14 protein-coding genes are annotated in these 11,747 nt (G+C 71.4%); 8 read left to right on the top strand and 6 right to left on the bottom strand.

Features of this window, described 5'->3' with window-relative positions:
• Nucleotides 1-52: 52 nt before the first annotated feature.
• The 3 genes from ACFXAE_RS32265 to xseA form a co-directional block, all read right to left on the bottom strand.
• Complete coding sequence (locus ACFXAE_RS32265) at nt 53-643, bottom strand: malonic semialdehyde reductase (protein ID WP_384721918.1); 591 nt, start codon at nt 641-643, stop codon at nt 53-55.
• A 132-nt stretch (nt 644-775) separates the two neighbouring features.
• The gene (locus ACFXAE_RS32260; protein WP_384721915.1) at nt 776-1,039 is read right to left on the bottom strand and encodes an exodeoxyribonuclease VII small subunit; all 264 of its coding nucleotides are present in this window, start codon (nt 1,037-1,039) and stop codon (nt 776-778) included.
• 9 nt (nt 1,040-1,048) lie between these two features.
• Nucleotides 1,049-2,257 (bottom strand): exodeoxyribonuclease VII large subunit, encoded by a 1,209-nt coding sequence (gene xseA, locus ACFXAE_RS32255; RefSeq protein ID WP_384721912.1) that lies wholly within the window; start codon nt 2,255-2,257, stop codon nt 1,049-1,051.
• Between the two features lie 66 nt (nt 2,258-2,323).
• Here xseA and ACFXAE_RS32250 point away from each other — a divergent pair, with 66 nt between their 5' ends.
• Nucleotides 2,324-3,343, top strand: a complete 1,020-nt coding sequence (locus tag ACFXAE_RS32250) for a 4-hydroxy-3-methylbut-2-enyl diphosphate reductase (protein WP_384721908.1) — start codon at nt 2,324-2,326, stop codon at nt 3,341-3,343.
• Between the two features lie 71 nt (nt 3,344-3,414).
• Entirely contained in the window at nt 3,415-4,161 is a 747-nt protein-coding gene (gene ppgK, locus ACFXAE_RS32245; protein WP_384721905.1) for a polyphosphate--glucose phosphotransferase, read from the top strand.
• A 3-nt stretch (nt 4,162-4,164) separates the two neighbouring features.
• Here ppgK and ACFXAE_RS32240 read toward each other — a convergent pair whose 3' ends face one another.
• Nucleotides 4,165-4,761 carry a DUF6542 domain-containing protein gene (locus ACFXAE_RS32240; RefSeq protein WP_384721902.1) on the bottom strand — a complete coding sequence of 199 codons (597 nt, stop codon included), beginning with the start codon at nt 4,759-4,761 and terminating at the stop codon, nt 4,165-4,167.
• 181 nt (nt 4,762-4,942) lie between these two features.
• Between ACFXAE_RS32240 and ychF the strand changes: the two genes are divergently transcribed.
• From ychF to ACFXAE_RS32225, 3 genes are all read left to right on the top strand, one after another.
• Nucleotides 4,943-6,031 (top strand): redox-regulated ATPase YchF, encoded by a 1,089-nt coding sequence (ychF, locus tag ACFXAE_RS32235; RefSeq protein WP_384721899.1) that lies wholly within the window; start codon nt 4,943-4,945, stop codon nt 6,029-6,031.
• A 237-nt stretch (nt 6,032-6,268) separates the two neighbouring features.
• Entirely contained in the window at nt 6,269-6,520 is a 252-nt protein-coding gene (locus tag ACFXAE_RS32230; protein ID WP_085576340.1) for a type II toxin-antitoxin system VapB family antitoxin, read from the top strand.
• Complete coding sequence (locus tag ACFXAE_RS32225) at nt 6,517-6,933, top strand: PIN domain nuclease (RefSeq protein WP_384721895.1); 417 nt, start codon at nt 6,517-6,519, stop codon at nt 6,931-6,933. The genes ACFXAE_RS32230 and ACFXAE_RS32225 overlap by 4 nt, the downstream gene beginning before the upstream one ends.
• Before the next feature lie 178 nt (nt 6,934-7,111).
• Here the strand turns inward: ACFXAE_RS32225 and ACFXAE_RS32220 are convergent, their stop codons facing one another.
• Complete coding sequence (locus ACFXAE_RS32220; RefSeq protein ID WP_384721892.1) at nt 7,112-7,843, bottom strand: HEAT repeat domain-containing protein; 732 nt, start codon at nt 7,841-7,843, stop codon at nt 7,112-7,114.
• Here ACFXAE_RS32220 and ACFXAE_RS32215 point away from each other — a divergent pair.
• Nucleotides 7,842-8,057, top strand: coding sequence for a hypothetical protein (locus ACFXAE_RS32215; RefSeq protein WP_384721889.1), 216 nt, complete (start codon nt 7,842-7,844; stop codon nt 8,055-8,057). The two genes, ACFXAE_RS32220 and ACFXAE_RS32215, sit on opposite strands and share 2 nt — an antisense overlap.
• Before the next feature lie 19 nt (nt 8,058-8,076).
• Here the strand turns inward: ACFXAE_RS32215 and ACFXAE_RS32210 are convergent, their stop codons facing one another.
• Complete coding sequence (locus ACFXAE_RS32210; RefSeq protein ID WP_384721886.1) at nt 8,077-8,289, bottom strand: hypothetical protein; 213 nt, start codon at nt 8,287-8,289, stop codon at nt 8,077-8,079.
• 144 nt (nt 8,290-8,433) lie between these two features.
• On the opposite strand from ACFXAE_RS32210, the gene ACFXAE_RS32205 reads away from it, so the two are divergent.
• Together ACFXAE_RS32205 and ACFXAE_RS32200 are read left to right on the top strand one after the other, a co-directional pair.
• Nucleotides 8,434-9,849: a hypothetical protein gene (locus ACFXAE_RS32205; RefSeq protein WP_384721883.1), complete on the top strand. Its 1,416-nt coding sequence runs from the start codon at nt 8,434-8,436 to the stop codon at nt 9,847-9,849.
• Nucleotides 9,850-10,699: 850 nt separating this feature from the next.
• A complete protein-coding gene (locus tag ACFXAE_RS32200; protein ID WP_384721880.1) occupies nt 10,700-11,641 on the top strand; it encodes a hypothetical protein in 942 nt (313 codons plus the stop codon).
• Nucleotides 11,642-11,747: the final 106 nt, after the last annotated feature.

The following is an 11,747-nucleotide window of genomic DNA, read 5'->3' as shown; positions in this document are numbered from 1 at the left end:
GGATCGGCCGATCCGACGGGGCCCCGCCCCATGTGCTCCGTGCTGATGACGCTCAGACGGTGGTGATGACCTGCTCGTACTCCAGACGCGGGGAGCGCGGGAACCACGCGTCCGGCCCGGGGCGGCCGATGTTGACGACCATCAGCGGGGTGTGGTCGTCGTCCAGGAACTCCTTGCGGAGGCCCTCGAAGTCGAGGCCGGTCATCGGGCCGGCGGCCAGGCCCGCGGCGCGCACGCCGACGATGAAGTAGGCGGCCTGGAGGGCGGCGTTCATCGCGGCGGCGCTTTCACGCACCGGGCGCTCGCTGAAGAAGGCGTCCTTGGCCTGCGGGAAGTGCGGGAGCAGGGCGGGGAGCTCCTCGTGGAACTCGTTGTCCGCGGACAGGACGGCGACCAGCGGGGCGGCGGCCGTCTTGGCCCGGTTGCCTTCCGCCATGTGCCGGACGAGACGCTCGCGGGCCTCGGGGGAGCGGACCAGGGTGATGCGCAGGGGGCTCTGGTTGAAGGCGGTGGGGCCGTACTTGACCAGGTCGTAGATCGCCCGCACCTGCTCGTCGGTCACCGGTTCGTCGGTGAACGTGTTGGCGGTGCGCGCCTCGCGGAACAGCAGGTCCTGGGCGGCGGGGTCAAGGGCGAGTGACATGCGTGAACCTTCTCGGGGGTACGTCGGCCCGTATGCCCGTGCAGGAGCCACGGACCGGTTGGCGGGTTCGACCGTACGCCTATGAAGTTCAACGCTCAACTAAATCCGGAACCCGGTGACCCACTTCACAGCTCAGACCTCCCCGGTGTCCTCCGCTCCGTCCTCCCCCTTCTCCTCCTCCGCGAGCGCCGCGTCCAGCCGGGCCCGCGCCCCGTCCAGCCGGCGCCGGCACACCTTGGCCAGCTCCTCGCCCCGCTCCCAGAGCGCGAGGGACTCCTCCAGCGTCGTACCGCCCGCCTCCAGCCGTCGTACGACCTCGATCAGCTCGTCCCGCGCCTGCTCGTACCCGAGCGCCTCGGCCGTCGCCGCCGCCGTCTGCTCCGTCTTGCCGGTCATTCGTCCACCCTACGCATCGACTCGGACAGTGAACCCGCCCTCGGACACCCGTGCCCGCAGGGCCTCACCGGCCTCCACCTCGGCCGGATCCCGCACCGCGTGCCCGTCCGCCCGCTGGAGCACGGCGTACCCGCGCTTCAGCGTCGCGGCGGGGGACAGGGCCACCACGCGCGCGTGCGTGTGCGTCAGCTCGGAGTCGGCCCGGTCCAGCTGGTACCGCAGCGAGCGCCGGCCCCGCTCCAGCAGCGCCGTGACCTCCTCCGCCCGCGCGTCCACCATCCGCCGCGGATCCTGTACCGAGGGCCGGGCCAGCGCGTTCGCCAGCCCGCGCTCCTCCCGGTCCAGCAGGGCCCGGACACAGCGCCGCGCGCGGTCGCGCAGCATCCGTACCCGCTCGTACTCCTCGCCCACGTCCGGCACCACCTTCTTGGCGGCGTCGGTCGGCGTGGAGGCGCGCAGATCGGCCACGTGGTCGAGGAGCGGGTTGTCCGGCTCGTGCCCGATCGCGGAGACGACCGGCGTACGGCACGCCGCCACCGCCCGCACCAGCTGCTCGTCGGAGAACGGCAGCAGGTCCTCCACGCTGCCGCCGCCCCGCGCCACGATGATCACGTCCACCTCGTCGACCGCGTCCAGCTCCTGCACGGCCCGGACGACCTGCGGCACCGCGTGCACGCCCTGCACGGGCACGTTGCGCACCTCGAAACGGACGGCGGGCCACCGGTGCCGGGCGTTCTCCAGCACGTCCCGCTCGGCCGCCGAGGCACGCCCGCACACCAGCCCGATCAGCCGCGGCAGGAACGGCAGCGGCTTCTTCCGCTCCGGCGCGAACAGGCCCTCCCGCGCGAGGGACTTCTTCAGCTGCTCAAGGCGCGCCAGCAGTTCACCCACCCCCACCGGCTTGATCTCGGCGGCCCTGAGCGACAGCTGCCCGCGCGGCGCGTACCACTCCGGCTTGCAGTGCACCACCACCCGCGCGCCCTCGCCCACCACGTCCGCGACGGCGTCGAACACCTGCCGGTAGCAGGTCACGCCCACCGAGACGTCGTACGACGGGTCGCGCAGCGTCAGGAACACCACCCCGGCGCCCGGCCGCCGCGACAGCTGGGTGATCTGCCCCTCGACCCACACCGCGCCGAGCCGGTCGATCCACCCCCCGATCAGCCGCGACACCTCACCGACGGGCAGCGGCGCTTCCGCAGACGTGTTGAGAGCCATGCCCGCGAGAGTAGTGGGCCCCACCGACAACGCACCGTGACCGGGCCCCCCGGACGCGGCCTTACGATGGGACGCATGACCGCTTCGCCTGGCCGCCGTGTCCTGCTCGCCGCCCCCCGTGGCTACTGCGCGGGTGTGGACCGCGCCGTGATCGCCGTCGAGAAGGCCCTGGAGCAGTACGGGGCCCCCGTCTACGTCCGGCACGAGATCGTGCACAACAAATACGTCGTGCAGACCCTGGAGAAGAAGGGCGCGATCTTCGTCGAACGGACGGAGGAGGTCCCTCCGGGGAACATCGTCATGTTCTCCGCGCACGGCGTCGCCCCCGTCGTCCACGAGGAGGCCGAGCGCGGCCGGCTCGCCACCATCGACGCCACCTGCCCACTGGTCACCAAGGTCCACAAGGAAGCCGTCCGCTTCGCAGGCGACGACTACGACATCCTCCTGATCGGCCACGAGGGCCACGAGGAGGTCATCGGCACCTCCGGCGAGGCCCCCGACCACATCCAGCTCGTCGACGGGCCGGGCGACGTGGCGAAGGTCGAGGTCCGCGACCCGTCCAAGGTCGTCTGGCTCTCCCAGACCACGCTGAGCGTCGACGAGACCATGGAGACCGTCGACGCGCTGAAGGAGAAGTTCCCCCAGCTGATCTCCCCGCCCAGCGACGACATCTGCTACGCCACGCAGAACCGCCAGCTCGCGGTCAAGCAGATGGGCGCCGAGGCGGACCTGGTGATCGTGGTCGGTTCGCGCAACTCCTCCAACTCCAAGCGGCTGGTGGAGGTCGCCAAGCTGGCCGGCTCCCGCGCGGCGTACCTGGTGGACTTCGCCGACGAGATCGACGAGGCCTGGCTGGAGGGCGTGACCACGGTCGGCGTCACCTCGGGCGCCTCGGTGCCGGAGATCCTGGTCGAGCAGGTCCTCGAATGGCTGTCGGAACGTGGCTTCGGGGACGTCGAGATCGTCAAGGCCGCCGAGGAGTCCATCATCTTCTCGCTGCCCAAGGAACTCCGCCGTGACCTGCGCGAGGAGGCGGCGGCCCTGGTGGCCGAGCGCGGCGGCTCCGGCGCGGATTCCGCGCGGTGACGACGGAGCGGGTGCGACGGTCACGGAGGCCGACTGACGTGACCGTCCGTCCCACGTCGTAACGTAAGGCCATGCAGATCTTCGGCGTGGACATCGGCGGTTCCGGGATCAAGGGTGCCCCGGTCGACCTGGACAAGGGGGACCTGGCGCAGGAGCGCTGCAAGGTCCTCACCCCGCACCCGGCCACACCCGACGCGGTGGCCGACGGCGTGAAGCAGGTCGTCGACCACTTCGGCTGGACCGGACCGGTCGGGGTCACCTTCCCGGGCGTCGTCACCGGCGGCACCACGATCCGTACGGCGGCCAACGTCGACAAGAGCTGGATCGACACCGACGCGCGCGTGCTGCTCGGCGACCGCCTGGGCGGCCTGCCGGTGACGCTGGTCAACGACGCGGACGCGGCCGGCGTCGCCGAGATGCACTTCGGCGCCGGACGTCACCACCGGGGCACGGTGATCCTGCTGACCTTCGGCACCGGCATCGGCAGCGCCCTGTTCGTGGACGGCGTCCTCGTCCCCAACACCGAACTGGGCCACCTGGAGCTGCACGGCCACGACGCGGAGAAGCGGGCCTCCAGCAAGGTCAGGGAGGACCACGACATGTCGTGGGAGGACTGGGCGGTCCGGGTGCGGGAGTACCTGGCCCACGTGGAGATGCTCTTCTCGCCCGAGCTGTTCATCATCGGCGGCGGCGTCAGCCGCAAGTCCCACAAGTTCCTGGACCACATCCAGGGCATCAAGGCGGAGATCGTCCCCGCCCAGCTGCAGAACAACGCGGGCATCGTGGGCGCGGCGATGCGGGCGGCGACGGGCGTGTAGGGCCTACGGCCGGGCGGGACGGTTCCGCGCGGTGCGCCGGTTGGCCGCGCGGACCCGGTGCATCCTGCGGGCGAGCACGATCAGACCCGCGGCCAGCGTCCCGCCGTAGAGCCACCCGGCCTGGGTGGCGAGGCCGGTCACCATGCCCATCAGCCGGCCGCCGGTGCCGCCACCGCCCTCGTCGGCGAGCGGAACCAGCCCCACGGCGAACGCGATCGGCACCACGACGGGCGCGACGAGCAGGTCCCCCTCGCGCACCCACAGCGCGCTCAGCACGCACACCGGCAGGAAGAGCACGCCGTACACGGTCCCCGAGGCCTCGAACAGCATCTCGGTCAGCAGACCGAGGACGAGCATCACCAGCCCGCAGAACAGGACCGAGCCCAGACCGGTGAGCCGCGGGTTGGGCAGCCGCCGGACCGCGGGCGGGGCAGCGGGCCGGCGCTGCGGCACACGGGCGGGCCGGGCGGGCCGCCCGGCTCCGCCCCCCGTCGCCCGCCCCGCCTGCGGGGGCAGCGGCGGCTTGGCCGGTTCGACCGGGCTGTCACGTCGCGGTCCGTACCGTCCGTACCGCGCGGGTCGCGTCCTGTGTTGCTCCACTGCACCAACGTAGGTCGTTTTATGTGCCGAACAGCCCGTCAGACACGCCGGGGATCGGAGCCCGGCCGGACGTTCGACACGTCGCCGGGTCGCGGGCGGGCACGCCGTAGACTGGTGGATCGGCCCACGCAGCCCAGTCGGCCGGTCCTCGTCCCCATCCTCACGTACGGGAAGTCGCAACGTGTCGCTCACGATCGGAATCGTCGGTCTGCCGAATGTCGGCAAGTCGACCCTGTTCAACGCCCTGACCAAGAACGACGTGCTGGCGGCCAACTACCCGTTCGCCACGATCGAGCCGAACGTCGGCGTGGTCGGCGTCCCCGACCCCCGCCTCACCAGGCTGGCCGAGATCTTCGGCTCCCAGCGCGTCCTCCCGGCCACGGTCGACTTCGTCGACATCGCCGGCATCGTGCGCGGCGCGTCGGAGGGCGAGGGCCTCGGCAACAAGTTCCTCGCGAACATCCGCGAGTCCGACGCGATCTGCCAGGTCATCCGTGCCTTCAAGGACGAGAACGTCGTGCACGTCGACGGCAAGGTCTCGCCGAAGGACGACATCGAGACGATCAACACCGAGCTGATCCTCGCCGACCTCCAGACCATCGAGAAGGTCCTTCCCCGCCTCCAGAAGGAGTCGCGGATCAAGAAGGACATCGCGCCGAAGGTCAAGGCGGTCGAGGAGGCCAAGGAGATCCTGGAGAAGGGCGACACGCTCTTCTCCCAGGGCATCGTCCAGGGCACCGAGCGCGCGGAACTCCTCCACGACCTGCACCTCCTCACCACCAAGCCCTTCCTCTACGTCTTCAACGTCGACGAGGACGAGCTGACCGACGAGGACTTCAAGAACGAGCAGCGCGCCCTGGTCGCCCCCGCCGAGGCGATCTTCCTCAACGCCAAGCTGGAGGCGGACCTCGCCGAACTGGACGAGGACGAGGCCCTCGAACTCCTCCAGTCCGTCGGCCAGGACGAGCCCGGCCTCGCCACCCTCGCCCACGTCGGCTTCCGCACCCTCGGTCTGCAGACCTACCTCACGGCCGGCCCGAAGGAATCCCGCGCCTGGACCATCAAGAAGGGCGCCACCGCTCCCGAGGCCGCCGGTGTCATCCACACCGACTTCCAGAAGGGCTTCATCAAGGCGGAGGTCATCTCCTTCACCGACCTGGTCGAAACCGGCTCGGTCACCGAGGCCCGCGCCAAGGGCAAGGCCCGCATGGAGGGCAAGGAGTACGTCATGCAGGACGGGGACGTGGTGGAGTTCCGCTTCAACGTGTAGCGGGCACTGCATCACCACGTCGCTGTTCCGGCGAGCGTGCGGTTCGGAAGGGGTCCGGCCTTTTGGGGTCGGGCCCTTGGTTTTTCCGTGCCGGGGTGTGGGCCGTGTGCAGCTGGGTGTGAGGGGGCGGCTGGGTGGACCGTGCTGATACCGGCGTCGGCAACTCGGCATTCTGATGTCATTTCTTGGCCCGAATTGATATCGTTGGTGTGTTGTCGGGCTGTGGAGGGATGGCTGATGGCCAGGACTGTGATTGATCTGGACGACGAGATCGTCGAGCAGGCGATGCGGGTGTACGGCGTGAAGACCAAGGCCGCCGCAGTACGGGCGGCCATGGAGGAGGGGGTGAAGCTGCGGCTGCGCCGGGAGTTGTTCGATGCCATCGACGAGGGGGAGTTCGAGGACGCGTTCGCGGAGATCCGCTCCCAGACCGGGCCGCGCAACCCGGACGGCACGCTCAAGCGTGAGGGCGGAGCCTCGGCGGCGTGAAGGGACGCTACCTCATCGACAAGTCAGCGCTGGCTCGCCGGGGCAAGCCGGCGGTGCGGGCGCGGCTGGATGTGCTGAACCGCGACGGGCTTCTCGCGGTGTGCGCCCCGACGGAGTACGAGGTTCTGTACTCGGCTCGCGGCAAGCCCGAGGCGCTGCGACTGCGTACCCTGCTCCGCGGTTTCGACTACCTGCCCTGCGATGATCAGGAGTTCGAGAGGGCGCTTGAGATCCAGGGCCTGGCGCTGAACGCCGGCTCTCACCGGGCACTGTCGCTGGCCGACGTCCTCATCGCGGCAACCGCCGAACGGCACCGGGCCACGGTCCTGCACTACGACGGCGACTTCGACATGATCGCTTCGGTGAGCGGGCTGAAGGCCGAGTGGGTCGTGGAGCCCGGCACAGCTGACTGAGCCGACGTGTGCCGGTGGTCGGTGTTCCCACGAGGAGGACGTCTCTCCGGTCGCCGGGGCCGTTGACCGGCGAGGCGTCCGGGCCGTTCGTCTGCCGCGGCCGTGACCGTCTTCGGACCGAGGGCGGGTGCAGTCCGGCACGACCTTCCAGTGCGCAGGTGGGGTGACCAGCACGGGGTCACCTCTCCGGGCGCAGGTCGGTACGGTCGATCCAGGTGGGGGCGACGAGGATGTCGTCGTCGGCGGGGGTTTCGGAGGCTTCCAGCAGGGACCAGGTGCGGGAGTCTTCGACCAGGTGCTCCCAGGGCGCGGTCCAGTCGAGTTCCCAGTCCAGGGCGGGGCCGGAGACGCCGTACGTGCGGCCGGCGTCCACGCGCCAGAACTGGGAGTAGAGGATCACCTGGGCGTGGTCGGCCAGGTCGTTGATGATCTCGGTGAAGTGGGTTGAAGGCCAGCCTGGGGCGTTGTCCGCAGTGGTGGGTCGTAGGCGCGCGGTGAGCGGCGGGACGACAGGGTTACGGACGCCGAGTTCGGTCAGCGCCCAGCGGATGCCGACAGACTCGGTCCAGTCCGGTGGGGTCGCCCGTTCCAGACAGGCGCGGTAGGCGCGGCGCAGGGGCTCGATGTCGCCGTCGATCTCCAGGCTCGCCAGAGCCATGGCCGCCCATTCGCGGACGGTCGGGTTGTCGCTGTCCAGCAGGCCGACGAGAGCGGGGCCGCAACGGGGATCGCCCACCTCCTCGAAGACCTCGATGGCGGTCAGCTGACCGAAGCCGCCGAGGGAAGGCAGTCCGTCGATGACGGCGGGTATGGCGTCGGCGCCGATCCAGATCAGCTCCGCGCGGGCGTCGTAGGACTCCTCGGCCTTGCCGTCGAGCTGCTGGACGAGTGTCTCGATGTGGGAGGTCATGACGCGGAGTGGTCCCGGCGCCAGGAGGTGGGCAGCCACCAGCAGAGCACCGAGTGGGACCGTTGAGGAAGCGGCTCCGCTCGCCCCTGAGGCCGGCAAGGAGGGCGGGGAGGGAGAAGCCGCTTTCCTCGTCAAGATCAACCGCGAGATGGCCCGTGAGGCCCGGCGCATCCTGGAACGGCTGAGCCTGCACAAGAGCCTGCGAGATGTCTGACGTCTCGCGGCTGCAGGCGTCACCGCGTGAGCGGGCTTGTGGTGAGCAGCGTCCGGAGGTACGCGTTGTGCGCCCGTAGGAGCCGGACCGCACGGTCCGTGCCGTCGGTCAGGAACGGCAGGACCGCCAGGGCGGGGACGGTGGCGATGAGGGCCACGAGCAGGGCTGGGGCGAGCAGAGCGACCAGCAGCACGCGCCGAAGCGGGCCGATCAGTAGCGGAAGAAGTGTCATGCCTCCAGCACAGCCCAGCCGACCGCCGTCGGCGTCATGCCACGAACGAGCCCGTACCGAACCGAACTGCGCCGAACGCCGCCGAACGGCACTGGTACACCGGGTTCTTCCCTATTCTGGTGGGCACGCGCCAGGAGGTGACGGGTGGCCGACCGTGACGCCGTGCATGGCACCGCCGCTGCGCCGGAGGACGACTTCGGGCGGCGGCTGGCTGTGTTCGCCGCCGACCTGAAGGCGCTGCGGATCGAGCGCGGCAACCTGCCGCTGCGGGAGATCGCCCGGCGCGCCCCCCGGCACCGGCCCCTGTCGGCCGCGGCGGTCAGCGAGACGCTGAACGGCAAGCGGCTGCCGCGCTTGGACTTCCTGATGGCACTGGTGCGGACACTGCTCGCCCACGACCATGAGGGCCGCCCGCATCCGCTCGGCCGCGACGACCCGCGCCTGGAGGACTGGCGCACGCGCTGGCGCGACCTGGAGCTGCTGCGCACGGCGCAGCCGCCTGCGGCCCGCCGCCCTGCCGCCTCGAAACCGGACCCCGATCCGCCGGTCCCGGCGCCTGCCGTTGCCGCCACCTCGCCCACTCCTGCCGCTGTCCCAGCCCTTGCCACCGCTCACGCCGCCGCAGCCGACGCATCCGCGGCCCACCTCCTCTTCGGCGAACAGAGCTGCGGCGCGCGCTCCTTGGCGTTCTCGCCCGACGGGAAACTCCTCGCCACCGTGAACGACGACCCGCTGGTGCGGCTATGGCACGCGGCCACCGGCAAGCCCGCAGGCGCTCCCCTCACCGGGCACAGGGACGGGGTCAGGTGCGTGGCGTTCTCCCCCGACGGCCGGCTGCTGGCGACGACGGGCCGCGACCGGGCCGTGCGGCTGTGGGACCCACGCACCGGTGCGCCCGTCGGCGAGCCATTCGCGGAGAACGGCACACTCTGGACTCTTGCCTTCTCCCCCGACGGGAGCCTGCTGGCCACCGGGGGCCGCGACCGGACCGTACAGCTGTGGGACCCGGTGACCCGGAAGCCGGTCGGTGCCCCGCTCGCGGGGCACACGGGCGGCGTCGAAGCCGTGGCGTTCTCGCCGGACGGACGCCTGCTCGCCTCCGGAGGCGCCGGTGCCACGGTACGGCTGTGGCGCGCGGACGGCGGCGAGCCGGAGGGCGAACCGCTGATCGGGCACAGCAGCGAGATCCGGGCACTGGCGTTCTCGCCCGACAGCCGCCTCCTGGCCTCCGGCGACTGGGACGGGACAGTCCGCCTCTGGGACCCGTGCGCCGGTGAGTCCGTCGGCGACCCGCTCACCGGTCACCGCAACGCGGTCCGGGGCCTGTCGTTCTCGCCCGACGGGCGGCTGCTGGTCTCGGTAGGCATGGACCGCACCGTCCGCTTGTGGGACCCGGTGTCCCGTGGCCCGTTCGGCCCGCCTCTCACCCGCCACGCCTGCTCCTTCCGCGCCGTCGATTTCTCCCCCGACGGCCGCTTCTTCGCCGCCGGCGGGGACGACAGGCCGGTGGGCCTGTGGGCGACGGCGGATCTCGCCGAGATCCCGGTCAGGGGCAGTTGACGACCATGTCCCCGGCCGTCGTGGCGGTCTCGCGCAGCGGAGTCGACTGCCCGGGGCTCGATACCTCCTACGGCCCCGGTGATTTGCTGACCGCCTGGCGGCTGTGAGCGGCGGACGGCAGGTGGAGGTGACGAAGACGTCGTCGCCGACGGGGGATTCACCGGCTTCCGGCAGGGACCAGGTGCGGGCCTCTTCGGCCAGGTGCTGCCAGGGCGCGGTGGCGGGCAGACCCGCTGTGAGCGGGGGGACCACGGGGTGCGGGCGCCGAGTTCCGTCAGGGCCCGGCGGATGCCGCCCGGCTCGGTCCGGTCGGGCGGGGTCGCCCGTTCCGGGCGGGCGCGGTAGGCGCGGCGCAGGGGTTCGACCGCGCCGGCGACTTCCAGGCTCGCCAGGGCGATGGCCACGCATGCGCGGACGGTCGGGTTGTCGCTGTCCAGCAGTCCGACGAGGGCGGGGCCGCGGCGGGGAGCGCCCACCTCCTCGAAGACCTCGAGGGCGGTCAGCCGGCCGAAGCCGCCGAGGGAGGGGAGTCCGTCGACGACGGCGGGGACGGCTTCGGAGCCGATCCGGATCAGTTCGGCGCGGGCGTCGTACGAGGGGCCGGTTCGGTTTCGGACCGACCTCGTTGCGCCGACCGGGTCCGGGGGCGCCGGGCCGGTCGGTGGTACGGGCCGGCTTCCCGGACCTGGGTGCGGGGTAGATCCCGACAGTGGGCGAACGAGGGTGTGACGACCGGGGGTTGGAGATCGGGCGGGTCGCGGAGGTGATGGCGTGGCGGAACGGCGGCGGACCGGGCCGCCGCGGATCCGGATACCGCGTCACCGACCGGTACGTCCTTACCGCGGCCCACGTGACGGAGCCCCCGCTGAGCTTCCTGCGGGTCCGCTTCGACGCCGACCGCCCCACGGAGTGGACCGCGGACGCCCGGGTCGTACTCCGCTCGGTCCCCGCTGACATCGCCCTTCTCGAACTCACCGGTCCGCCCGCACACGTCCCGGTCGTCCACGGTCCGCCCCGGTACGCCGCTCTTCCGGAGGCCGATGTCACGCTGCCCGTCACCGCCGTGGGGTTCCCCCGGTTCAAACTCCGCGCGGAGACCGGTTCCGGCCGTGCCGCCGCGGACGGACAACTCGTCCGGTACCGGGACTCCTGCCATGTCGACGGCAAGGTCGCGGTCCTCTCCAATCGCAGGGAAGGCACGCTGGAGGTCGTCGTACCGCCGCCCGCCGGCGAAGTCGAGCCGGACCGTTCGCCCTGGGAGGGCATGTCGGGCGCGGCTCTCTGGTCCGGCGGAGCGGTCGTCGGACTGATCGCCGCCCACCACCGCTCCGACGGCCCCGGACGGCTGGCGGCGGTCCGGGTGGAGCGGCTGTACGAACTGCTGGCCCCGGAGGAACTCGAGGTACTGCGGGCCTGCGCCGGTCTGCCGGAACGACTGGGCCCGCCGCTCTCGTCCTTCTCGTCCCACTCGTCAGGCCCGCCGGCCACGCTGCCCGCCAAGCCGACCATGCGCGAACTCTCCGACTTGGTCGACGTGTTGGTGGCACTGCCGATCCTGCGGCGGCCGGACGGGCTGGACACCGTCCTCGACGGGGTCGACCCCCGGATCGCTGCCCATCGGCCCCGCGACAGCACCCTGCGGCTGGAGATCTACGGACTGGTGCGCACCTGCCTGCGGTACAGCGGCACGTTCGAGCAGGTGATGGACTCGCTCCGGACGTGGGAGCAGGACTCCGAGGAAATGCGACGGGTCGAGGTGACGCTGCGTCAACTGTCCGATGCGCACCGGTGATCCGGCCCCGGATGACGGTGACATCATGTCTGGCCGGTACACAGGGTTTCAGGGGTCCCTCCGCTGGGTCATCATTGAGAGGACACCGCACATCTGTACACCTGCA

It is taken from the genome of Streptomyces sp. NPDC059454 (assembly GCF_042749965.1).
Lineage (GTDB): Bacteria > Actinomycetota > Actinomycetes > Streptomycetales > Streptomycetaceae > Streptomyces.
This window is presented reverse-complemented; position numbering and strand designations above follow the sequence as displayed.